The organism is Paenibacillus sp. 453mf, assembly GCF_900116105.1.
Taxonomy (GTDB): domain Bacteria; phylum Bacillota; class Bacilli; order Paenibacillales; family Paenibacillaceae; genus Paenibacillus; species Paenibacillus provencensis.
In genome coordinates, this window is sequence record NZ_FPAC01000007.1 from 151432 (window position 1) to 175248 (window position 23817).

At 44.8% G+C, this 23817-nt stretch carries 25 protein-coding genes; 8 read left to right on the forward strand and 17 right to left on the reverse strand.

All coding sequences use genetic code 11. The features are described from left to right. Positions 1–23: 23 nt before the first annotated feature. Positions 24–1826, reverse strand: coding sequence for a M3 family oligoendopeptidase (locus tag BM415_RS21445; protein WP_091161208.1), 1803 nt, complete (start codon positions 1824–1826; stop codon positions 24–26). Between the two features lie 143 nt (positions 1827–1969). Between BM415_RS21445 and BM415_RS21450 the strand changes: the two genes are divergently transcribed. Then, the gene (locus tag BM415_RS21450) at positions 1970–2164 is read left to right on the forward strand and encodes a YycC family protein (RefSeq protein ID WP_091161210.1); all 195 of its coding nucleotides are present in this window, start codon (positions 1970–1972) and stop codon (positions 2162–2164) included. After that, the gene (locus BM415_RS21455) at positions 2161–2394 is read left to right on the forward strand and encodes a hypothetical protein (RefSeq protein WP_091161211.1); all 234 of its coding nucleotides are present in this window, start codon (positions 2161–2163) and stop codon (positions 2392–2394) included. Before BM415_RS21450 ends, BM415_RS21455 begins: the two co-directional genes overlap by 4 nt. Positions 2395–2438: 44 nt before the next feature. On the opposite strand, the gene BM415_RS21460 is transcribed toward BM415_RS21455, so the two are convergent. Further along, positions 2439–2822 (reverse strand): globin domain-containing protein, encoded by a 384-nt coding sequence (locus tag BM415_RS21460; RefSeq protein ID WP_091161213.1) that lies wholly within the window; start codon positions 2820–2822, stop codon positions 2439–2441. Positions 2823–3332: 510 nt separating this feature from the next. Between BM415_RS21460 and ylbJ the strand changes: the two genes are divergently transcribed. Together ylbJ and BM415_RS21470 are read left to right on the forward strand one after the other, a co-directional pair. Next, the gene (gene ylbJ, locus BM415_RS21465) at positions 3333–4556 is read left to right on the forward strand and encodes a sporulation integral membrane protein YlbJ (RefSeq protein ID WP_091161215.1); all 1224 of its coding nucleotides are present in this window, start codon (positions 3333–3335) and stop codon (positions 4554–4556) included. Between the two features lie 85 nt (positions 4557–4641). Next, on the forward strand, positions 4642–5445 hold the full coding sequence (locus tag BM415_RS21470) for an NAD kinase (RefSeq protein WP_091161217.1): 804 nt from the start codon (positions 4642–4644) through the stop codon (positions 5443–5445). Between the two features lie 16 nt (positions 5446–5461). On the opposite strand, the gene BM415_RS21475 is transcribed toward BM415_RS21470, so the two are convergent. Both BM415_RS21475 and lipA read right to left on the reverse strand, forming a co-directional pair. Then, complete coding sequence (locus BM415_RS21475) at positions 5462–5959, reverse strand: YutD family protein (protein WP_091161219.1); 498 nt, start codon at positions 5957–5959, stop codon at positions 5462–5464. Positions 5960–6014: 55 nt separating this feature from the next. Continuing rightward, positions 6015–6902, reverse strand: coding sequence for a lipoyl synthase (lipA, locus tag BM415_RS21480; protein WP_091161221.1), 888 nt, complete (start codon positions 6900–6902; stop codon positions 6015–6017). Between the two features lie 196 nt (positions 6903–7098). Here lipA and BM415_RS21485 point away from each other — a divergent pair, with 196 nt between their 5' ends. Beyond that, positions 7099–8154, forward strand: coding sequence for a M23 family metallopeptidase (locus BM415_RS21485; protein WP_244533645.1), 1056 nt, complete (start codon positions 7099–7101; stop codon positions 8152–8154). Here BM415_RS21485 and yunB read toward each other — a convergent pair. From yunB to zwf (BM415_RS21500), 4 genes are all read right to left on the reverse strand, one after another. After that, the gene (gene yunB, locus BM415_RS21490) at positions 8082–9221 is read right to left on the reverse strand and encodes a sporulation protein YunB (RefSeq protein ID WP_091161222.1); all 1140 of its coding nucleotides are present in this window, start codon (positions 9219–9221) and stop codon (positions 8082–8084) included. The two genes, BM415_RS21485 and yunB, sit on opposite strands and share 73 nt — an antisense overlap. Before the next feature lie 185 nt (positions 9222–9406). Beyond that, positions 9407–10300, reverse strand: a complete 894-nt coding sequence (gene gnd, locus BM415_RS21495) for a phosphogluconate dehydrogenase (NAD(+)-dependent, decarboxylating) (RefSeq protein WP_091161224.1) — start codon at positions 10298–10300, stop codon at positions 9407–9409. Between the two features lie 12 nt (positions 10301–10312). Next, positions 10313–10450 carry a hypothetical protein gene (locus tag BM415_RS25260; RefSeq protein ID WP_170862581.1) on the reverse strand — a complete coding sequence of 46 codons (138 nt, stop codon included), beginning with the start codon at positions 10448–10450 and terminating at the stop codon, positions 10313–10315. 39 nt (positions 10451–10489) lie between these two features. Next, positions 10490–11944: a glucose-6-phosphate dehydrogenase gene (gene zwf / locus BM415_RS21500; RefSeq protein ID WP_091161226.1), complete on the reverse strand. Its 1455-nt coding sequence runs from the start codon at positions 11942–11944 to the stop codon at positions 10490–10492. A gap of 432 nt (positions 11945–12376) precedes the next feature. Between zwf (BM415_RS21500) and BM415_RS21505 the strand changes: the two genes are divergently transcribed. Then, positions 12377–12703 (forward strand): winged helix-turn-helix transcriptional regulator, encoded by a 327-nt coding sequence (locus BM415_RS21505; RefSeq protein ID WP_091161227.1) that lies wholly within the window; start codon positions 12377–12379, stop codon positions 12701–12703. Positions 12704–12808: 105 nt separating this feature from the next. Here the strand turns inward: BM415_RS21505 and BM415_RS21510 are convergent, their stop codons facing one another. From BM415_RS21510 to BM415_RS21530, 5 genes are all read right to left on the reverse strand, one after another. Beyond that, entirely contained in the window at positions 12809–13729 is a 921-nt protein-coding gene (locus tag BM415_RS21510) for a hypothetical protein (RefSeq protein ID WP_091161229.1), read from the reverse strand. Positions 13730–13931: 202 nt separating this feature from the next. Continuing rightward, entirely contained in the window at positions 13932–14819 is an 888-nt protein-coding gene (locus BM415_RS21515) for a DUF1002 domain-containing protein (RefSeq protein WP_348272335.1), read from the reverse strand. A gap of 312 nt (positions 14820–15131) precedes the next feature. Beyond that, positions 15132–15650 (reverse strand): NUDIX hydrolase, encoded by a 519-nt coding sequence (locus tag BM415_RS21520; protein ID WP_091161230.1) that lies wholly within the window; start codon positions 15648–15650, stop codon positions 15132–15134. 159 nt (positions 15651–15809) lie between these two features. Continuing rightward, the gene (locus BM415_RS21525) at positions 15810–16604 is read right to left on the reverse strand and encodes a TrmH family RNA methyltransferase (protein WP_091161232.1); all 795 of its coding nucleotides are present in this window, start codon (positions 16602–16604) and stop codon (positions 15810–15812) included. Positions 16605–16621: 17 nt separating this feature from the next. Beyond that, positions 16622–17284, reverse strand: coding sequence for a potassium channel family protein (locus BM415_RS21530; RefSeq protein WP_091161233.1), 663 nt, complete (start codon positions 17282–17284; stop codon positions 16622–16624). Positions 17285–17515: 231 nt separating this feature from the next. Between BM415_RS21530 and sspI the strand changes: the two genes are divergently transcribed. Beyond that, positions 17516–17749 (forward strand): small acid-soluble spore protein SspI, encoded by a 234-nt coding sequence (gene sspI / locus BM415_RS21535; protein WP_091161235.1) that lies wholly within the window; start codon positions 17516–17518, stop codon positions 17747–17749. Between the two features lie 107 nt (positions 17750–17856). On the opposite strand, the gene BM415_RS21540 is transcribed toward sspI, so the two are convergent. Further along, complete coding sequence (locus tag BM415_RS21540; RefSeq protein ID WP_091161237.1) at positions 17857–19437, reverse strand: peptide chain release factor 3; 1581 nt, start codon at positions 19435–19437, stop codon at positions 17857–17859. A gap of 357 nt (positions 19438–19794) precedes the next feature. After that, entirely contained in the window at positions 19795–21351 is a 1557-nt protein-coding gene (zwf, locus tag BM415_RS21545; RefSeq protein ID WP_091161239.1) for a glucose-6-phosphate dehydrogenase, read from the reverse strand. Positions 21352–21665: 314 nt separating this feature from the next. Here zwf (BM415_RS21545) and BM415_RS21550 point away from each other — a divergent pair, with 314 nt between their 5' ends. Further along, positions 21666–21995, forward strand: coding sequence for a hypothetical protein (locus tag BM415_RS21550; RefSeq protein ID WP_091161240.1), 330 nt, complete (start codon positions 21666–21668; stop codon positions 21993–21995). A 102-nt stretch (positions 21996–22097) separates the two neighbouring features. Here BM415_RS21550 and BM415_RS21555 read toward each other — a convergent pair whose 3' ends face one another. After that, positions 22098–22742 (reverse strand): response regulator transcription factor, encoded by a 645-nt coding sequence (locus BM415_RS21555; protein ID WP_091161270.1) that lies wholly within the window; start codon positions 22740–22742, stop codon positions 22098–22100. Positions 22743–22761: 19 nt separating this feature from the next. Then, on the reverse strand, positions 22762–23814 hold the full coding sequence (locus BM415_RS21560; protein ID WP_091161242.1) for a sensor histidine kinase: 1053 nt from the start codon (positions 23812–23814) through the stop codon (positions 22762–22764). Positions 23815–23817 lie beyond the last annotated feature (3 nt).

Consider the following 23817-nt stretch of genomic DNA (forward strand, 5'->3'; position numbering starts at 1 on the left):
TTATCACTAGAATTTCTTCACACTTAGATTACTCGATGCTGTGTCATACTCAAAAATTGTTCAATATCTGAAATACAGAGATCGGCTGCTCCTTGCCAGAAAGCAGGTTTAGTCACATCTGTACCCAGATGCTTCTCAGCAAGCTCCTCAACCGTCATGCGACCCGTATCACGAAGCAATGCATCGTACTTCTCTGCAAAATCACTGCCTTCTTTTTGCGCTTGTGCGTAAATCCCCATACTGAACATATATCCAAAAGTATATGGGAAGTTATAAAATGGAACATCGGTAATATAGAAATGCAATTTTGATGCCCAAAAAGTAGGATGATACGTTCCGAGTGCGTCACAATACGCTTCGCGCTGAGCTTCCTCCATCAGTTCGGACAACTCGCTGCTGCTAAGAAGTCCTTCCTTACGTTTTTCGTAGAAGCGAGTTTCGAACAAGAAACGGGCATGGATGTTCATGAAGAAAGCAATTGAATTCTGTATCTTCTCTTCAAGCAATGCAATTTGAGCCTCTTCATCCTTCGCCTCTTTGATCAATGCATCGGATACGATGAGCTCCGCAAAGGTTGAAGCCGTCTCTGCAACGTTCATGGCATAATTTTGATTCAACAATTCCATATCATCCATCACATGCTGATGGTATCCGTGCCCCAGCTCATGTGCCAGTGTGGACACATTGGAGGCTGTGCCTGCATACGTCATAAAAATACGAGTTTCCTTGCTCACAGGAAGGCCTGTACAGAACCCGCCTGGCCGCTTGCCTGGACGATCTTCTGCCTCAATCCACTGATGATCAAAGGCATGCTGAGCGAACTCTGCCATTCTTGGGCTGAATTTGCGGAACTGATTCACGATGTTCACTGCAGCATCATCATACGATATCTTCTCAGAGGCGGAAGTTATCGGAGCATCAACATCTGCCCATGACAGCTGCTCGACTCCTAAGAGCTGTGCCTTACGCTCCAGAAACTTTACGAGCGTCGGTTTGGCCCGTGTAATCACATTCCACATCGCATCAAGCGTATCCTGGGACATGCGGTTAATGCTCAGAGGCTCTTTCAGAACAGAATCCCAGCCGCGTCTTTCATACAGCTTCAGACGGAATCCAGCCAGATGATTCAGCGTATCCGCACAGTAATCAGCGGCATCACTCCATGCCTTCTCCCAGTCTTGTAGAAGCTTCTCCCGTACATTCCGGTCTGGATCCTGCAATTTATTAGCCGCTTGGCCAGCGGATAGATATACGGTTTCTCCATTCACCTCAAATGGGACACGAACCTTGCTCACGATCGTATCATAGAATTCTCCCCAGCCATGGTAACCATCAACGGCAAGATCCAGTGCAAGATTCTCCAGCTCAGGAGACATCTTTTCTTTGGCTTTTAATCTGCTCTCATTTAATACAAATGAGATTGGCTTAATTTCAGGCCGTTCCATCCATGCGGACCACACTGCATCCGACGTTCTTTCAAAAAGGCTGTCAAACATCGTCTGAACAGCTGCGAGTCTTGCTGATAAGGCGGCGATTCTGCCGCTTAACTGTACAGCCTTCTTGTCATCCTGATTCTGGGCTCCAAGACAAGCTGTAAAAGAAGATCCTTCATACAACCTCGCTGCTGCATCTTGAAGCTGGTCAAGCAAAGAATCCAAAGCATATGTATCCTCTATAGCCTTCGGTACTTGATATTCATTAATTGCCTTGTCCAGTACAGCGACATCCTGTTCCAGCTGCTTCAAGTATTCTGCAAATGATGCTGAGGATGAACCGCCGCTAAAAACGGATTCCAAATCCCAGGTTTGCTTCAGTGTTGTACTCATTTTTCTCCACCTCAATCTCAAAAATTATAATAAAATACACAAAACATGTTTGAAGTACGCTTATTCAAGGTGTATAACTAATACTATATCAGAATTTAGCCAAGCCCACTTTGATTAAATTGTTTATTACCGGAGGAAACTTAATGAGACCTTTACAAATATCTGCGGATACCGCAGTCACACTGTCCAAGAAGTTAGGAATTCCCATTGAGCAGCTGATGCATATGCCACAGCACATTCTTATGCAAAAGCTGGCCGAGCTTTCCAAGGAGGACATCAAGCAAGAGCAGAATCAAGCTGAGTCTCCTGACGACAACGAGAAGGATTCCACTTCATGATTCCATTTGAGAACACCTGGCCTTATGATATCGTGATGGGGGATATTTATGTCCAGTACTGTCCTTTCTGTGATCAAGAAAATGTGCTGCTGCCGCTGAAGCCTAAAGAACTGATTCGCATTCGCGAAGGCAAAAAGAGGCTGCTCGTATTTCCATGCTGCAACAACCGGGTCACACTGCTCGATAATGACCAGGATTATTTTCTGGCAGATCAGCGGCTACGTAAATAAAATAGTGCAAAAAAAACGCCGAATGGCGTTTTTTTGTTTTCTGTTTATTCTGACGGGGTATTAATGAAATGATAAGCCGGACCTGAGAGACGTTTCAGCGTAAATTCTCTTACAGAATCGGGCAAATCCTGCTCCTGCAGAGCTGCTGCCATACAGGATAGCCAAGCCTGAGCCCGTTCCTCCGTGACAGGGAAAGGTAGATGCCTTGCCCTCATCATAGGATGACCAAAGGCGTCCGAATAAAGGGGGGGTCCTCCAAAGAATTGACTTAGGAACATATATTGTTTATCCATAACAGGCTGGATATCTTCAGGGAATAGAGGGGACAACAGTTCATTCTGTTGAACCTTGGGATAAAATGCTTCCACCAATGCCCGAACTCCCTTGTCTCCGCCCAGATTTTCATATAGCGTTTTGTTAGGATCCATTACTACTGCGCCTTCTTTCTATAATCAACTTGAAGCTATTTTATCATGTCGCTCAGCATAACTAAATACAATACCTAATTTACATGGCTCTACAGACAAAAAAAGACAAGAGCCTCTCTATCTATAGGTCTCTTGTCTTATAAATATTACATCTCAAGTAACGCTTAGCAGCGTTGTTTGACGCATCCAGCCATTTAATAACTGCGCCAATCTTCTTCACCCGGATGGGTGTGAGCTTCACGCATCACATACACGATAGCGCAGACGAGTATACCGGCTATAATTCCCATCATGACATCACTCCATCCTCAAAAATTTGAAAATCCGACATTTGAAAAAAGGACTTTAGTCTTATTTTTTATATTAAATATATATTATCATAGAATACTTTAAATTACAGCTAATTTGGAAACGCTTACTTTATTTTTTTGTCCTGTTTGTCCAAAAAAGATCATATATTAACTAGACTCAGTTGATGAGAAATGTAAGTTACGGGAGGAACTACTGCTCATGAAACGTCTAGTTATTCCGCTAAGCATAGTGTTTGGCCTTCTCATTATATGCATATTCATGATGTTTTATCCGGCAGCGGTGTGGAATGCGGGAGTGCGCGGTCTGTCCATCTGGTGGGATGTTCTCTTTCCTTCTTTATTCCCGTTCTTTGTCATATCCGAGCTGCTGCTCGGTCTTGGCATCGTCCATTTTACAGGCACACTCCTTCATCCACTTATGAGACCTGTATTTCGTATACCTGGCACAGGCGGCTTTGTTGCTGCGATCAGCTATGCTTCAGGTTATCCGATTGGAGCCAAATTGACGGCCAAGCTGTGGGAGAAGAAACAAATTACCCGTGATGAGGGCGAGCGTCTGGTCGCCTTTACGACAACATCCGATCCCATCTTCCTGATCGGGGCCGTATCCGTCGGTTTTTTTCAGCTCCCTGCCGTTGCGGTTATGCTGGCTATCGCTCATTATGGAGCAGGACTGATCGTGGGCCTGCTTATGCGATTTCACGGAAAAAAAGATTCTACAGCTGAGTCAGAACAGCCTGTTGATAAGCCCCATCGTCTCCGAGGTGCGCTTGAAGCCATGCACAAGGCACGTATTGAGGACGGTAGAACCATGGGGGAATTACTTAGGCAGGCTATACAGTCATCTCTTCAGCTTATTACCGTCGTCGGGGGCCTTGTTGTCTTTTTTTGCGTTATATTGGAAGTCTTCACCCAAGCAGGACTGATGACCGGCATGTATCATACAGTGGAGCTGATGCTTAAGACTCTCGGGCTGCCGCCGGAGATTTCCCAATCCCTAGTAGGAGGGCTATTTGAAGTTACACTCGGTGCTCGTTATGCCGGAACGCTTGCAGAAATTCCGTTAATGTATAAAGTGGCTGCTGCTGCTTGTGTTTTATCTTGGGGAGGACTTTCAGTCCACGCCCAAGTCGTCAGTATCCTTAACCCCACTCCATTACGATATGCGCCTTTCTTAATAGCACGACTTGTCCATGCATTGCTATCCGGAATGATTGTATTTCTGTGCTGGGACTTGGTCATGTTCGATCAGAATACATCCATCATGCCGTGGCCTAATAAATTTGACTCGTTATCATTTCCATCGGCCATCTTCCAAGCTGTACCTTATCAAATAGCACTCACCTTAGTGATCATCTCCTTTTTATTCATGCTGACCTTAATCCGTATCCTCATCCAGCATCTCAGTTCCAGATTCAGGTAATGTCTAGAACTTTACGTATATTGATTGTTTTCTCTCCTGAAATTGGATATCATCGAGTTATACTGATGACAAAGGAGCTTTCATCTTGAGATATTATGTTCAGGACAGAGGAGACTCTTTATCCATTGAATTAGCTGGGCAGTTTCATAAGCTGGCCAAGGAGCATGGATTTGTTCTCGATGCCAAATCACCGGAGATTGTGATATCGATCGGTGGAGATGGAACCATGCTGCAAGCATTTCACACCTTCACAGACCGGATTCCCGATATCGCATTCGTCGGAGTTCATACCGGCCATCTGGGCTTTTACGCAGATTGGAAGGCAGACGAGCTCGAAGATCTGATACAGCTTATGGCTGAAGGGAATAAGGATACTGCCCATTCCCCTCGTATCGTTGAGTATCCGTTAATTGAACTGGAGATTCGTCGCAAATCTGGTGTCAGTTCCATGATCGCCCTTAATGAATTCACGTTAAAAGGTGTAGATGGCACCGTGGTTGCCCAGGTCGATATTAACGATGTCACGTTTGAAATGTTCCGCGGTGACGGAATTTGTGTATCCACTCCTTCTGGAAGCACGGCGTACAACAAAGCGCTCGGCGGCGCTATGGTTCATCCCACCATTGAAGCGATGCAGATTGCAGAGATTGCATCCATTAATAATCGGGTCTACCGGACATTAGGTTCGCCGGTTGTTTTACCGAAGCACCATCATTGCGATATCTTCTCTCGCAAATCTCAACGACTGCTGCTGACCATTGACCATGTAAACCTGACAGTAGATGATCTGATATCTGTAAAATGCCAGGTTTCCACCCAGAAGGTCAGCTTTGCCAGATATCGCCCGTATCCTTTCTGGGATCGGGTGCGAACTGCATTTTTGGACTAAAATAAAAAGCAGCTCCTTATGAGGAGCTGCTTTTTATTTTGTCCATCTTCTCTTTATCCTTGGATTCTTTGGAATCTTTGGGTTCCTTTGGTTCCTTTGGTTCCTTTGGTTCCTTTGGTTCCTTTGGTTCCTTTGGTTCCTTAGGCTCCATAGGCTCCTTGGACTCCTTAGCTTCCTTCGCAGTCTTGGATTCCTTATGCTCCTTGCTGCTGTTATCTTTGTGTTCTTTGTTCTCTTTAGGTTCCTTATGTTTCTGTAGCACAAAATAAGCACATCCAAAGTTGCAGTACTCGTTAATATAATCAACCATTCCCGCTATCGATGTATCCTTGCTCGCTTTTGGATGGTTATCGCGGTAGAAGCCTTTGAGTCGGAGTTGATTGTAGCCCCAATCCCCAATGATGTAATCATAGCGTTCCAGGACTTCACTATACCGGTCACGAAAGGCTTCCGGATTCCAACCATTTCGATAGTCCTGTAATACTTCGTAAGTTTTGCCGCTAATCTGAATCAAAACCGTCTTCCTTCCTTTCTATCCAAACCGCCCATGAAGTTCAGGCCTGCTCTTATCATACTACATTATTAGCATTCGCGGCAGACTTAACTTGTTCATGTGCATGGTAAGAACTTCTGACCATTGGCCCTGATTCAACATGGCTGAAGCCACGAGCAAGGCCTTCATCTTTGAGCTTAGAAAATTCTTCAGGTGTTACATATCTTTCAACAAACAAATGCTTATCCGAAGGCTGCAAATACTGACCGATCGTCATAATATCACAGTCTACGCTTCTCAAATCATCCATGGTTTGCAGTATTTCTTCCCAAGTCTCCCCCAAGCCCAGCATAATACTGGATTTCGTTGGAATATGGGGCTGCATTTTTTTGGCACGCTCAAGCAGCATGAGTGAACGCTTATATTTGGCTTTTGCCCGCACTTTGTCAGACAAACGCTCGACAGTTTCCATGTTGTGATTAAGGATGTCGGGCTTCGCGTCCATCACAATCTTTAAAGCCTCTTCGTTTCCAAGAAAATCCGGAATTAGTACCTCTACACTGCAAAAAGGCAGTTTTCTGCGAATGGCATGAATGGTCTCTGCGAAGATGGAAGCTCCTCCGTCTCGAAGATCATCTCTGGCCACACTTGTGACGACACAATGCTTAAGATTCATTTGCTCTGCTGCTTCTGCAACTCGCTCAGGCTCTTTCAAATCCAGCTCTGTAGGCAGCCCAGTATTAACAGCACAGAATCGGCAGGCTCTTGTACATATGTCACCCAGTATCATAAAAGTTGCTGTTCGGTTAGCCCAGCATTCATAAATATTCGGACAACGTGCTTCTTCACAAACCGTGTGCAGCGTCTTTGAACGCATCATATCTTTGATTTCTTGATAGTTATCTCCCGTAGTCAGCTTGATCTTGATCCATTCGGGTTTCGGTTCTTTTATTTTATTCGCCAAAAGAGACCCTTCTTTCTATATCAAGTTAGAATTTTCGCACGGAACACATTATAACATGGATTTATGGAAATAAGCTCCAAATCAAAATATTTGTGGCTCTTGGACTCCAGCTTTTTTATGTAAAAGACGGATAAAAACGATGCTGATGTGTGAACCTAAATACAACGAAAATATGAAGAAAGGAGGATTGGCTTTTTTGATACGGATTCAGAAGAAAAAATGGTTGAACCTCGGCGTAACGCTGATCATATCTGCTGCTCTCTTTGCTTCATCAATACCGGAAGCCTATGCAAAAAGTGAGGATAAGAAGCCTGTTGCTAAGGAAGAGATATATAAGGAACGCAAAATTCTGTATGACCAAATCAGTGCTGTCAGCGGTGTTCCATGGTATTACTTGGCCGCCATTGATCAATATGAACGTACGATGACAAAGGTACATCCGAAGGACCGCGCCCATGAAGAGCGGTTGACCGGGGTGTTTTTTGAACCTCAGCTCTGGTCCGGTATCTTAAATCCAGATTCTACAGATAGGAATCCATTATCCATTGAGGTATTCGGCGGATATGGGTTAGATGGCACTGGTGACAATATTGCCGATCCTAACAATGATTATGATGTCCTCTACAGTATGGCGAGAATCACATCTAAATACGGTTTATCTTCAGATGATTTAGGCATTGCCTTGTGGCAGTATTATCAAAATTCCAGATCCGTACAGCGTATCCAGCAATTCGCAAAGATTTATAAGCATTTTGATACATTGGATCTTGCTCAGCATGCTTTTCCTTTACCCCTAAGCAACTCCTACTCCTATCGCAGCACCTGGGGAATGAGCCGAAGCTGGGGCGGTCGACGAATCCATGAAGGAACAGACCTGTTTGCCCCTCACGGATATCCTGTTCGAAGCACATGCTATGGGGTTATTGAGATCAAAGGGTGGAATCCCTTTGGAGGATGGCGGGTAGGAATAAGAGACCTGGATAACCATTATCATTATTACGCGCACCTCTCCGGTTTTGATAAATCTGTTCATGTTGGCAGCCTTGTGACTCCAGGACAAAACATCGGATGGGTGGGCAGCTCAGGTTATGGCAAGCCGGGTACCCAAGGGAAATTCCCCCCTCATCTGCACTATGGTATTTACCGTGACAGCGGCTTAACTGAATGGTCCTTTGACCCTTATCCACTATTGAGACAATGGGAGAATGACGAGTATCGAGCACGTAAAGCCAAGAAAAATAGCAAAAAATAAAGGACTCGCAGAATCAAGAGTATGTATGACAACTCCTGTTCTGCGAGTTCTTTCTTTGTCATTGAATTCACTCGCATTACTGCGAGTTCTTTCTTTGTCATTGAATTCACTCGCATTACTGCAAGTTCTTTCGTTGTAATTGAATTCACTCGCATTACTGCAAGTTCTTTCCTTGTTATTGAATTCACTCGCATTACTGCAAGTTCTTTCTTTTCATTGAACTCACTCGTTACCTGTCGGAAGGGATAAGCAGGCTCCTCCATGTACAGCTCGCTCTCTTCCTCTCCACTAGGAACAGTCGTGCCCGCATCTGGAGTGGTTACTCCTGTATTAGGAACTGTTCCGCCTGGCAATGACGGTATAGCAATACTTGGCGCACTCGCCCCATTCTCTCCAACCGGATTTCCATTGCCGTCATAATAATACATTGGCACATCCCCTACAACAAGCAAATAAGAAATCGGAATTTCCGTATCAACCACTTCCGGCTCCATATCCAGCGGGACGACAACAGCAATCTCTGCCACAATATGAATGTATACCTCAACCAAAATCATATTAATGCCGGCATTTTGCTGCCTTGTATTGAGGTCAACCTTAACTGCGCCTTGCGGCTCAATTCGTATTGGCACCTTTGGCCCGAAGGAAGACAGCAATGGGCTGCCCAGCGCCTGCCCTACGGGGACATGATCCTCGATCGTCTCCATTTCCTGCAGAGTGGTCTGAACGACAGATAACGCGCTTGATGTGATCCGCATATGTTCGTTATAGTTCAGCATAAAGCCACTGATTTTCCCTTCTGCATCTGTCTTCCAGTCAATCAACTCATTGGAAGGACCGGCTGCAGAAATTTGACTCGTAATTGCTTTGTTAATCGCCTCCGTCCCAAGCTGCTTCACCCTGATTTTTGCCAAATGCATAATAGGAGGCTTCAAGTTCCGCTCCACATAAGTAACGGACTGGATGGTCACGATGATCATTACCAACAATACAATCAAAATCCACTTTTTACGCTGACCCCCGGTTTTTTGACGCTGTGTACGCCATTTTGCTCGTTTGAATGCCATGCTTCGCATTCCTCCCTTAAGAGAGGTGTGTCCATTTATCCTTATGCAGACCGTCTCCAAAAAAGAAGATCAAGCTGTAAGTCTGGTCGAAAAACAAAAGAGAAGGAATCTCGCCCAACAGCGAAACTCCTTCTCATGATTGAATTCAAAGTATTTGTGGTAGATCAGAAGTAATAAGTACAGTCTTATTTCTTCTCTACAGCATGTCCACCAAATTCGTTACGAAGTGCAGCAACGACCTTACCTGTAAACGTATCGTTCTCAAGGGAACGGTAACGCATCAGAAGGGATAGAGCAATAACCGGGGTAGCTGCCTGCAGATCAAATGCCGTTTCTACCGTCCATTTACCTTCACCAGAAGAGTGCATAACCCCGCGGATCTCATCAAGGTTCGCATCTTTGGAGAACGCACGCTCCGTAAGCTCCATCAGCCAAGAACGAATAACCGATCCATTGTTCCATACACGTGCTACTTTTTCGTAGTCAAAATCATAGTCACTCTTCTCCAGCACTTCAAAGCCTTCCCCGATGGAAGCCATCATACCGTACTCGATGCCATTGTGAACCATTTTCAGGAAGTGTCCGCTTCCTGCTTTGCCAGCATACAGATAGCCGTTCTCTACAGATGTATCTTTGAACAGAGGCTCAACGATGTTCCATGCTTCTTCGTCTCCGCCGATCATGTAACAAGCGCCGTTTCTTGCTCCTTCCATACCGCCAGATGTACCTACGTCCATGAAATGAACGCCATGCGGTTTAAGCTGCTCATAGCGGGCAATGGATTCTTTGTAATGAGAGTTACCTGCTTCGATCACGATGTCGCCTTTGTCCAGCAGAGGAGTAAGGTCAGCAATAACACCATCAACGACAGCATGAGGAACCATGATCCAGAGAATGCGCGGCGATTCTAGCTGATCAATGACTTCCTTGTATGAAGAAGCACCTGCTGCACCATAACCTTTCATTTCTTCAACTGCACCTGCATTCAAGTCGTAAGCTACGACCTCATGCTGATGATCAATCAAGTTTTTCCCCAGGTTTAATCCCATTTTTCCTAATCCAATAAGTCCTACCTTCATGTATGTTGCCTCCTAGATCTTCTCTGTTTTTTGAAAGAACAAACGCCCGTAGACGAGTCCCTTAGGTTCAGCCGCATAGTCAGAAGCGGCCTGTTGTTGGATTTGACGGAGCATGCCGTTCGGATGAACCATCTGCAATCCAACAACCAATCTATGTCATCGACTGTATCAATCAGCCGGATAACATTTTTAATGCCAGCGATTTCCGTCCTGTGCAAGCAGTTCATCCGCTGCTGCCGGACCTTCTGATCCCGCTGCATAATAGTGAAGTGGAACTTCATCCGCTGCAAAAGCTTTGAGGATAGGCTCAACCCATCTCCAAGACAGCTCGACTTCATCCCAATGCGCGAAGAATGTTGCATCTTTGCGAAGCGCATCAAAAATAAGGTTTTCATAAGCTTCAGGCACATTGTCATACGAGGAATTGAAGCTCAGCTCCATCGGCTCAATCGTATCGTGATGCATTGGGCTCTTGGAATTAAGCGTCAGGCGCATGCCTTCCTTCGGTCCAATATCAATGGTAAGCAAGTTAGCAGATACCGCTTCGTCTTCAGACATTCCTGTATTTAGCGGCTGCTTGAATTCAACCACGATACGGGTCGATTTTTCGCTCATACGTTTACCTGTACGAATATAGAAAGGAACCCCTGTCCAGAATGGATCATCCAGGAACAAGCGTGCGGCAAAGTACGTATCGTTCTTGGAGGTCCCTTCAATACCAGGCTCTTCCAGGTAGCCAACCACCGGTTTGCCTTGCAGATCACCTGCTTGATATTGTGCTCTTACAATATACTGGTCAAGCGCTTCTACCTCCAACGGAATTAAGGACTGTGCCGTATTTCTCTTCTTCGCACGAACCTCATCTGGAGAAGATTTCTTCGGCAGGTGAAGTGAGATCATCATGAGCAGCTGCAGCATATGATTTTGGAACATATCTCTTACTGCTCCGGTATGGTCATAGTATTCAGCCCGCTCTTCGACACCAACCGTTTCACTCGCTGTAATTTGCACATTGGAAATATAATGATTTCCCCATAGTGCATGCATGACAGGATTCGTTGCACTCAGCACCTCAAGATTTTGAACCATCGGTTTACCGAGGAAATGGTCAATCCGATAAATCTCTTCCTCAGCAAAAGTACTGTTCAGCTTCTCATTCAGTTGTATTGCGGATTCGAGGTCATGCCCAAACGGTTTCTCAATAATGAGTCGTTTCCATCCGCTGCCTGAACCGAGTCCGCTCTCCTTAATATTTTCGGCAATCGGCTCAAAAAATTCTGGAGCAACAGACAAATAGAACATCCGATTCTGCGGAATGCCAAGCTCCTGCTCACGTTTTTCAACCACTTCAAGCAGTTTCTTATAATCTTCAAGCTTGGTATTGTTAAGCGATGTATAACGAAAAGCGCCTAGAAAATCACGTACCTTAGCCGCGTCCTCTGGAGAACGGCGAGAGAATGTATGAAGCGAAGCTTCAACTCTTGCCTGGAAATCTACATCGGATACTTCTCTTCTTCCTAGACCAATAACAGAAAATGATGATGGCATCTTTTGATCAACATACAGGTTGTATAGTGCTGGGTAAATTTTTCTCTTGGCTAAGTCGCCAGTAGCCCCGAACAGGACAAAAGTCATTGAATCCATTCTGAAATGCCTCCCGTGTTTCTACTCTATATTGTGCGCTAGTTATCTTGTGAAAATTACGAATGTTTATGAGTAAAATTTATTAAAAGTATGACCCACATTATTCCTTCTCATATAACATCAATAAAAGAACGATAATTTGCACTCCCATAATCAACACCACCACAAGTATCCTTTACAAAAAATACAAGTTCCGTTCGATGTTGGTTATTATTTGTAACCAAATAAATTAACGTGATTATCATACACCTAGCTAACACCTTTCGTCAACAAAAAATGTCGAATCTGTGAACAACAAAATTATTCTGTTATGATAGCGCTTTCCATGGTATTCTATAAATAATTCTAATAACTGTTTATTCACAATATGGAATTACTCCATGTACAAAAGAAGTTACTTTTAATAATCAAGTGAATAAGGGGGCCTTGAAAATGGATGAACAATCGACGACAAATCATATGCAGATGTGTGAGAAGGTCTCGCGTTCGTATCAAATTATTGGTCGGAAATGGGTTGCGCCTATTGTTCACACCTTAATGGAGGAACCCAAGCGTTTTAGTGAAATACACGCCGTTATCCCCGATCTAAGCAAACGCGTCCTGAACGAACGAATGAAAGAACTTGAGGAGGAAGGTATTGTCATTCGAAACGTCATTGCCGACAGACCTGTCCGTACCGAATATTCACTTACCCGCAAAGGGACAGAACTTGCCCGCGCCTTAAGCTCCATAGGATTATGGGCCAGGAAGTGGCTCTAGACTCGGCTTATCTTAGGAAATAATACACAAAGAACCCCCGTATGCTCTTACGGGGGTTCATTAATATTCATACTGTCGTGCTTACGTTTAGTATATCTCTTCCATCTATTTATCTCGTTCAAGAAGATCATCATAAGTTAGACCGCGTATAGACTCCTCTGAATATTCCTGTACAGGATAGTATCCTTCTGCCTGCCACTGTTTTAGGACCTTTGGGCTAACGATCGTATTAGGTGGTAATTTTAGTTTATCAGTTTGCAGCACTTTTTTTGCCTCAATTATATTTTCAACTCGTTCTATACCAACCCCTTCAATAGACCCCGTCATATAATCCTTATACACTTTATATTCCCGATAGAATAAACTGATTTTCGGATTGTTCGGATCGTCATTCACAAGATACTCCTCGGTCAAAATCCGGTATTCTGTACCTGCAATGGGCTCATAAGGTCCATCCAATATAAGCGTCTCCAGCAACAGCCTGATATTCTCTGCATCTGTACCATATGTTATTATTTCTGATGAATGCACCTGCAGATACACTATATCTGGAGAATTCGACTCATATAGTATTCTGACTTTCTCAGTCCCTGGCAGCTGAATCTTTATCTGCACTCTTGGCACAAGTTCAAGCTGACTTACCTGCTGGAGTGTATCCGGTTTTATACCGTTATACCATTCCAAAATCTCAGTTGCTTGCCATTCATCAAGCTCCACTAGTTTATCTAAGTCTTCAAAAGACACAGTGTCCCTGTTATATTCGATATATTCCAAATTAACTCGATTGGTCAAGAACTGAGCTCGAGGCAGTTCGGGCTTCGATTGGACTGTAAATTCCTGCTGACTGCTACCCTGATCAGCTTCTCCGCCCCCATCTTTCGTCTGCTCTTGCTGCTCCTTATTGAGAATATGAATCTGCTCCGCGGATGCTGCCTCTTCTGGCTCATTCTCCTTGTCAGCATGGTCTGAACAAGAGGTACTAAGGAGGATACAAGCGATAACACATCCGGCGATCACTTTACGCATAACCTATGATCTTCCTTTCGAGCTAAGATTTTGTTGATGCAGGTCTTATTAAGAAGAAGATTTCTTGTTTCAATTAAAGTAATCAACGCGTCCAACTGATATTTTGTTATAGATTATTTGATCGAAAATAAAAAAGCACCCTTCCATGGATAAATTTGCGCAATCCATTGGAAGCAGTGCTGTCTTACAATATTCAATTATATTAGGAGAACCAGCCTTTTATAATTTCGATTAGTCCTACAAAAAAGTCCTTAATGGCTGCCAGAATACCTTGGCCCTGCTCTGACTCTATAAAATCAGTAAACTGCTGCTTGGCTTGCTCCAGCTGATCACCTACCGCATTCCAGTTAATATTCGCATCCTTCATGTTCATAAATAGATCCACTAAGCCGGTCAGCTGAGCTTCGGGAATAGTAATGTTTAGATTATTTGCTATATTAATAATCAGCGTTTGCATTTCTTCTCTCGTCTCTGGCTGATTCTGCGCAAGCTCCTCTTTGATGTTCGTCATCAGCGTCGTCGTTTCTTCCGCACCGATGGAATCGGATAATTGGGCGGTCTTTACGATCTCCTCGTTAGCAACCTGCTTCTGCTCCTCCGGGATTTCGGTATCTGTCGTTGTTTCGTATGCTTTGATAATCCCTGTCAGCGCAGCTGTACCCGATACATCAAATGGCGCCGTGATGCTAACATGGGCATCCTTAACCCCAGCTGTAATCATGGCGTTGAGATACATATCGTTGGTAACCCAGTTAATGTGATTCGAAGTCGCTGACACGCCGCTTCCCGGCTTACCGATTACGATTTTAGCCGAGCTGAGCGCCTTGCTTCCGATTTGCGCCTTGGACATGTGACTGCCCAGATATTTATGTTCTTCTTCATTTGTCACTTGAATCGTCATCGTATCTGCAGGGGCATCCAGATCAGCAAGCACTTGTTCTTTCTGTGCCGTGGTCAAATCCTCCCCCAAAATAACAATGACATCTCCTTCTACAGCATCCGCAGAAGCAGCGGGAGCAAAATACATACTTAGTAAAATAAGTGCAGGTATTAATAGAATTGCCATCAGTTTGCGCAATTTCATCATCATGTACTCTCCTCATACAATTCTAATTTTTTTATATCGCTTTATATTCCATATTATGGATTACCCAATTTTAAGCTTGCACCTCTCAATAAGGCCCTTAACCTCCCATTAAATTTATTTGCGAGCATTATACCATGTTTCTAAACCTCAATTTTTAACAGAAAATTAATATTTTCTTAACCTGAATCAATTTCATAATACCTTTAGCTGCTTAAATCAAGAGTATATATAGATCAAAATGATTTAATTTGTCTATACATAGTTTCGAATACACGTATTTAATGAGTTATGAAATTGATTCACCTTAAAGCAATTTTATAAGCTTCTTAGAAGAGCAACAGCCCGCTCAAGTATGGTTTTATCTCTTAGAATCATAAATTTGCTCGAATACTCACGACAATTCCTGAATGATCGATCCATTGCTTTGAGAGCTTCATCCATTGTCATCCAGATTACCGTCAAACCAAGCTGCTTCTCTTTGGCTGTCAGCTTCACCGTGTTCTCCTCCACTGATTTTGCAATGAAGCAGTAGGATAGCTGCAGGAACTGATTTTTAGTCTTATGCTCCTCAATGCGGCCCAGCTGATGTGTAATTTTTGCTCGATAGCCTGTCTCTTCTTCTACTTCACGTAAAAAAGCTTCTTCCGGCGTCTCTGTCCCTTCGATTCCCCCGCCAGGCAGCTTGTATAACTTCCGTTTTGTCATATGCATCATCGCAATATTGAAATTTTCATCAACGAGCACCCCTCTGGCCCCAAATCGGGACACTGAGTGCAGAAGCTCTGAACGTTCACCCAATATGTCATAATCCGTAATCCGGCTTATTAAGTTCATATGTAATCACCCAATCACTATGCAATCTATAATTATTCCAGTCGTTCGGCAATCTTTCGCACCGCTTCGCATAAATCAAATGGCAACGTCCCTTTGTTATCCAAAGGTCTCGCTGCCATACCGATGTCTTTTGTCATATTTAATTCACCTATACGCAGTTCAAGCGGAGTAATGCCGCTGTCTCATCGCTTCAAACATGAGTATTGTAGCAGCCATCGCCGCATTCAGTGATTCAGCCTGCCCTGGACTTGGAATAATAATGGCATCGTCCACAAGACGGCTTACCTCCTCGGAGACCCCACTGCCTTCATTACCGATCACGAGCCATTTTGCTCCTCTAAAATCATAATCATAGCAGGAGTTCTCCGCAGCAAGCGACGTACTGACGAGTGTAACTCCTTCCGTTTTGGCTTTTGGAAGCACTTCGGCCAGATCTGCTTCAACAACAGGCAAATGAAAAAAGGATCCCATCGTGGAGCGTATCGTTTTGGGATTATATACATCGGCGCTCCCACGGCCTACAATCACGCCGTCTGCCCCGGCTGCATCTGCACTGCGGATAATTGTACCAACATTGCCTGGGTCCTGAAGCCGATCCAGTACGATAATCAAGCTGTCCTTCTTGTCTAAGAACTCATTTAGCCCGGCAGCATCTTTTCTAACAATCGCAAACACCGGCTGCGGTGTCACGGTATCGGTGCACTTTTCAATGACGGCAGTAGATACAGGAACCCACTCCGCATGCCCTTGTGAATCAGCAAAGCCTGTTAGCTCTCCCGGTATTCCTTTATCCATATCATAAGCAATGCATTCGATATCAGCATCATAATTTAGCGCCTCTTGAACCAAATGAATTCCTTCAATGATGTATTTGTTGTGCCGGGTTCGATACTTTTTGTCGAGCAGCTGCGCCCATTCCTTCACTCTCGGATTATGTACCGAAACGATTTCCATTTGACTTCAATCCTTCTCTATCTCGAATAGGCAAGCTCTAGCTTGGTTAAATCATCCTTGTGCCCCACAATAATAAGCACATCCTCGGGTTGTAATTCATAGTCAGCATCCGGTGAAATATTCATTTCAGTGCCTTTGCGAATCGCAATTACGTTACAGCCATAACGGGCACGAATGTTGAGCTGTACTAAATTTTTTCCAATAATATTTGACGAAGCTTTCATTTCCAGAATACTATACTCCTCTGACAGCTCAATATAATCCAAAATGTTAGGCGATGCCAGATGATGTGCGACCCGCATTCCCATATCCCGTTCCGGATAAACCACTTTATCCGCACCAATCTTGGATAACACCTTGCCATGGAGCTCGGATTTGGCCTTCACGATCAAATACTGAATTCCCATATCCTTCAAGATCAGCGTCGTTAATATACTCGCCTGGATATCTTCACCTATCGCAACGACCACCACATCGAAGTTTCGAATGCCTAGCGCTCTGAGCGCTTCCTCATCCGTACAATCTGCGGACACGGCATGTGTCACTACGTTTGATATGTCCTGAATTCTGTGCTCATCCCGATCAATTGCCAGAACGTCAAAACCCATTTCGCTAAGTGCATAAGCTACACTCGATCCAAAGCGGCCCATGCCGATCACGGCATATTGTTTTTTGGCCATAATATGGTACCTCCATATCATCTTAGGTATAAGAAAATCATTCTATAGATGAATCAATTTCGTAACTCATTAAAAAGGTGTGAAATTGATTCGGATTCTTCATTATTATAAATGCTGTCAACTAATTCATCCTAAGTAGTATAGCACAATGAATGGAAAACTTGAATTTATACGCTCGTCTCAGGGTACAGTATACATGCAGGAAAAGACTACAGTTGGAGGGACAAACACATGTCTATCGTACTGGATTTACGCCAAGCGATTGTTCACAAGGTACATGGCAAGCCGGACAAGGATATCAGAGAGATGATTGAGGGATCGGTTGATGGACCTGAAGCAGCTCTGCCGGGTCTCGGAACCCTGTTTGAAATGATATGGAAGGATTTGCCGAAAGGGAAGCAGGATGAACTGATTCAGGTACTGCAAGAACATCTGAAGACAGTCAAGCCAGTTCCTTTAACCTAGGAACGATCTATCCATAGCCTTGGAACTGCAAAAAAAATCCCCCGTCCTTTTCCGGACGGAGGGATTTCTTTGGTATATGATGCCAATTCCTTTATTTCGTACCAGCCTTACGGTGCAGTCTCCAGGAATTTAGCAGTCGGGTTCTTCTCAATTGCTGTTCTCATCGCATATTCATTTTCAAAGAGGACAACGTAATTGTCCTTTTTATCTTTAACAAGGGTCGAGTTAATCCGGAATTTGCTTGGATCGATCTTGTCGTCAACAATCCAGCGGGCAAATTGATAGGGCATGCGCTGCAGCTGTACTTCAACACCGTACTCTGCTTTCATGCGATGCTCGAACACTTCAAATTGAAGCTGTCCGACGACTCCAAGAATCGTCTCGTCAAAGCTCGCTGTACGGAATACTTGAATCGTCCCTTCCTCTGTCAGCTGATCAATGCCTTTCTGATACTGCTTATGCTTCAAGGCGTTCTTGGCTGTTACCTTCGAGAAAATCTCTGGTGAGAATGTCGGAAGCTCGTCAAAGACGACTTCACCGCCTTGGCTTAAGGAATCTCCAATTCGGAAAATCCCCGGATCAAATAGACCAATAATATCGCCTGGATAGGCCTCTTGTACGATGTCACGATCCTGAGCCAGAAACTGCTGCGGCTGAGAGAGCTTAATCTCCTTACCTACCCGAACATGCTTAACACTCATGCCTCGTTCAAATTTACCCGATACAATTCTCAGGAATGCAACACGGTCACGGTGTGCCGGATTCATATTCGCCTGAATCTTGAAGACATATCCGCTGAATTTCTCATTCGTCGGTTCAACCACGCCTTCCGTACTTTTGCGTGATTCTGGCTTCGGCGCCAGCTCCAGGAAGTTCTCAAGGAAGGTTTGAACACCAAAGTTATTGACCGCACTGCCGAAAAATACAGGTGTAAGCTCTCCCTTCAGCACCTTCTCCAGATCAAACGGATCACCCGCTACATCCAGAAGCTCAAGCTCCTGCTTTAATTGATCATGCAAAAATTCACCGGCCATCTCACGAATCACCGGATCCTCATAGCTATCCACTTTTTGCACCTTAATCTTGGAGTGATCGTCGCCTTGGAACAGCTCTACCTGATTTTTCATCCGGTCATATACACCACAGAGATCCCGGCCCATACCAATTGGCCAGTTCATCGGTACCGAACGAATACCAAGAACACGCTCCAGCTCCTCCATCAAGTCAAATGGGCTTTGCCCTTCACGGTCCAGCTTGTTGATAAATGTAAAAATCGGTATTCCCCGCTTCGCACATACCTGGAACAATTTAATCGTCTGTGCTTCGACACCCTTCGCCACGTCAATCAGCATGACCGCACTATCTGCTGCAGTAAGTGTACGATAAGTATCCTCACTGAAGTCCTGGTGACCCGGTGTATCTAGAATATTGATACGATGATCCAAATAATCAAACTGCATTACAGAGGATGTTACAGAAATCCCCCGCTGCTTCTCAATCTCCATCCAGTCACTTGTCGCATGCTTGCTTGCCTTCCGAGCCTTTACTGTACCTGCAAGGCGAATTGCACCTCCAAATAACAGCAGTTTCTCAGTAAGCGTCGTCTTCCCGGCATCCGGGTGAGAGATGATCGCAAACGTCCTGCGTTTGTCGACCTCCTCCTGCAAAATATTCGTGGTTTTGCTCATATTCATTAATCCCTCTCATACTCATGTATTCATCAAACTTTATATTTTAAAATATATAGTATTCCTATAATTCACTCAAAACAGATTATATTTCGAACAGCACATTGTGAATCATCCCTCTATTGAAACCTGTATTACCATTTGCTGCAATGGACTCACAAGGGTGTCACCTACTCTCTGTCGTTATCTTACCATAGAGCCTATTCGTCTAAATGGCTCAACTCTCCTATTGTACCACATTTGTTATTTATTTTTACCTGTATATTTTACATCACCTAAAAAAGCAGAGTCCCCGGGATTATTGAGAGGTCTCTGCTTTGTATCATTAATGTCACTATTCCATTCGTTTATTTATCCTTATTTGTTCTTAATCCAGATGACGTTGTCTTCATCCTGTCCGTTGACCGGCCACCAGTGATGCCCGTCTTGCTCCAGCAGGTTATGCGCTGCAGACGGCCCCCAGCTGCCTGCAGGATAATATGCCAGACTCTCCGGCTGTTCTTGCCATACGGCTGCAATATGATCTACGAAGGACCATGCCGTTGCAACTTCATCCCATCTTGTAAAATAGGTTGAGTCTCCTTCTGCCGCATCATGAATTAGCCGTTCATAAGCTTCCGGGGAGTTAATTCCAATCATACAGCTCTGGCAAAAATCCATCGCCAGCGGCTCAATCTCAGAATCTGTGCCTGGCTTCTTGGCATTGATCTTGATGTAAATACCCTCCATAGGATTTACACGAATGACCAGAAGGTTAGGCTCAAGCTTATATTTTTGGCCAAGATACACATTATTCGGCATGGATTTGAACTCCACAACCACTTCTGTCGTCTTCACGGGCAGTCGCTTACCTGTACGAATATAGAAGGGCACACCTGCCCACCGGAAGTTATCCACAAATACTCTCGCTGCAAAATACGTTTCTGTATTGGAATCGGGATCTACTTTATCCTCCTGGCGATAACCGGGCAGATGTATACCCTTCACATCACCTTCTGTATATTGGCCGCGAACGACATTGGCGCTCACATCCTCACTTGAAGCGAACGCCCGTAAGGAGCGAAGCACCTTCACCTTCTCATCCCGGATATCTTCTGGCACAAGCCGGCTTGGCGGCTCCATGGCAATCATCGTAAGCATCTGCAGCATATGGTTCTGTCCCATATCACGTAGGGCGCCGGCCTGGTCATAGTATCCTCCGCGTTCTTCAACTCCGACCGTCTCACCAAGCGTAATTTGTATATTGGAGATATGCTTGTTGTTCCATAACGGCTCAAAAAAAGCATTGCCGAAACGGATCACTTCTATGTTCTGTACCATCTCTTTGCCCAAGTAATGATCAATCCGGTAAATCTCTTCCTCACGGAATACTTCACGAATTTGCTCATTCAGCTGCTTCGCCGAGCCCAAATCATAGCCAAAAGGCTTCTCAATGACTAATCTGTGCCAGCCTGCACTTTCCAGCAGCCCGCCTTCTTTAAGATGGGAAGACACCCTTCCAAACAACTCAGGAGCCAGCGCCAAGTAAAACAGACGATTGCCGGGAGTGGAAAATTCATTTTCCACCTCCTCTGTGAAGGCATTCAGCTCACGAAACCCATCGATATGATTAATATCTAAAGTTTTATATTCAAAATGCCGTACAAATTCAGCCCACTCCTCATGCTTCCCATCGCTTGGCTTATAGCGGCAAAACTCCTCTATCGAGGACAGTACATCTTCTCTGAACTGCTCACGTGTGCGCTGACTTCTTGCCAGACCGATCACTGCAAAGTGATCGGACAGCTTACCTTCCCTGTAAAGACTGTAGATCGCTGGAAACAACTTGCGCCGGGCAAGATCGCCCGTAGCTCCAAAAATGAAAAATACCGCACTCGACGCCTGCATTGTCTCGACCTTTTGATTGTTCGCCATGGCTCCTTCTTTCCCTATCGAATAGTTTTTATTTAGAATAAATACGCCGTTCCTCTGGATGCTGCTGACATTTTAGCATAGCTGAGCTTGCGAAGCTATGTCTTGAAATCCTTATCTCCTTCTATTATAGGTATCTGCTTATTCTTATAACCAGCTTCTGAAATAATTGCTCATCTATCATACAGGGCTTGGTTAAAGGTCTATACCTGTTCAACTTTATGAGAATACTTATAAGTTAGACAGAATGGAGACTCCTTCGCACCTGCTTTAAGTTCATTCTCTCTAATACTATATTTACGATTGAGGTGAATTATATGTATCCTGTACGTCCGTTATCCCCGGAAAACATAAGCCAGCATTGCGGAAAAATGGTCTGTGCTGTCATGAAAGATGGCAGACGGTTTGTAGGCAGACTGCACGGCTGTAATGAAACCCATATTTTTCTAACCGATGAACGCAAAGGCAAATATAGATCCTGCCGTGCTTACAAATCGAGTGTGCTCGAGAGCAAACAAGCCGAGCAGCCGAAGAAAAAAAAGAAGAAATTAAAGAAGCAGGCCGTAGTTAAAGCCTTCTATCCTTACGGCTATGGCTACGATTGGGCTCTTGGTCTCTCGTTCCTCGCTTTACTCTTCCTCATCTAACCCTTCTATACAAGTAATAAAAAGCCCCGGCTCTTCTATACAGAGTCTCGGGGCCTTACATTGATACGCACCGTTTATTTGAATTTTGGGAATCGTTCATTCTTATTCAGCCAGGCCATTCTTATAAGCATAGATCGCAGCTTGCGTACGATCATCCACCCCCAGCTTTGCGAGAATGTTCGTCACATGAAACTTTACAGTTTTAATACCGATAATCAGCGTGTCCGCAATATCCTGATTCGATTTGCCTTGTGCGAGCAGTCTTAGTACATCCATCTCACGTTCGGTGAGGGCTTCATGCGCCTTGGCCTGCTCTTGCGGCTGGCGGAAGCGATTCATCATCTTGGAGGCTACCTGAGACTCAAGAACAGACTGACCACGGGCAGCAGCGCGAATCGCATCCGCAATCTCGGAAGCGCGTGAAGTTTTAAGTAAGTAGCTAAATGCTCCAGCTTCGATGACGGGATACATCTTCTCATCATCCAGATAGCTGGTAAGTACGATAACTTTGCATTCCGGCTGCATTTTTAACACCTGCTTGGTCGTTTCGATCCCATCCATTCCTTCCATAACCAGATCCATCAGAACGACATCAGGATGGTACTCCTGAGCAAGACGAATGCCTTCCTCTCCGCTTCCTGCTTCACCGACAACCTCGATCCCTTCCTCTGTATCCAGTACAGCCGCCAGTCCAATCCGCACCATTTCATGGTCATCAACCAGCAGAACCTTAATGGCAACTTCCATACTTTCATCTTCCATAATACTATGCTCCCTCGCTTTCTTCCTCCATGACCGGCACCGTTATTTCGATTCGGGTTCCTTTGCCCGGAGCCGTAATCCATACGATCGAGCCGCCAATCTCATTTACACGCTCCTGCATATTGGACAACCCATACGAAGCCTGCTTCTTGTCATCCAATTCAAAGCCTTCGCCGTCATCCCGGATAATGACCCGTATTGCTTTATCTTTGCGTTGGATTCGAATCTCGATTTTTTCCGCCTTGGAATGCCGGAGGGCGTTGGACATGGCTTCCTGAATAATACGGAATAGATGGTTTTCTATCCCTTTAACTAGCTGTATTCCTTCATCCATCTCAAACAGAATTTCCATAGGCACTTTGGACTGAAGCTCTCTCACAAGCTCCCTGAGTCCTTGCTCCAGATGCTTGCCTTCCAGATATACGGGACGCAAATGCAGCAGCAAAGCCCTCATCTCGGATTGGGCAACAGAGGCCATTTCCTCGATCAATGCCACCTGACGCTGGGCCCTGTCAAAATCCTTCTCAAGCGTACGCCCTACCGCTGTAGCTGTCATGGATATGGCGAACAGCTGCTGGGATACCGCATCATGCAGCTCTCTGGCTAAACGCTGTCTTTCCTCTACAATGGCAGACACTCTTGCTTGTTCAGCCAGCTGAGCATTATGGGTGGAGAGTCGTTGAAGCGAGCTGACCTGCTCTTCCCACTTCTTGCTGATCCGGCCCAGCTGCTCTCCAATTCTGCCGACTTCGTCATATCCAAGCTCCGGTACGGCCCTCGTTACACTCCCCTTCTCCCACTGCAGCAATGTTTCCCGCAGTCTCTCTAGCTGCACTTTGGTTCTATACATTTGGAAGAATCCATAAATCGCACCGAGTCCAATTAACAGTAATACAAGGGTGGCTCCGGCCTGAAACCAATGATCCCACTCATCAAACGGCATCAAGTATCCATAGGAGTAAAATATATAAAAGGTGATCAGACCCAGCAGCAGTGCAAGCAATATGCCCTGTCCCATACTACGCGTAACCATATTTTTTGTTTTATTGGATTGCACAGG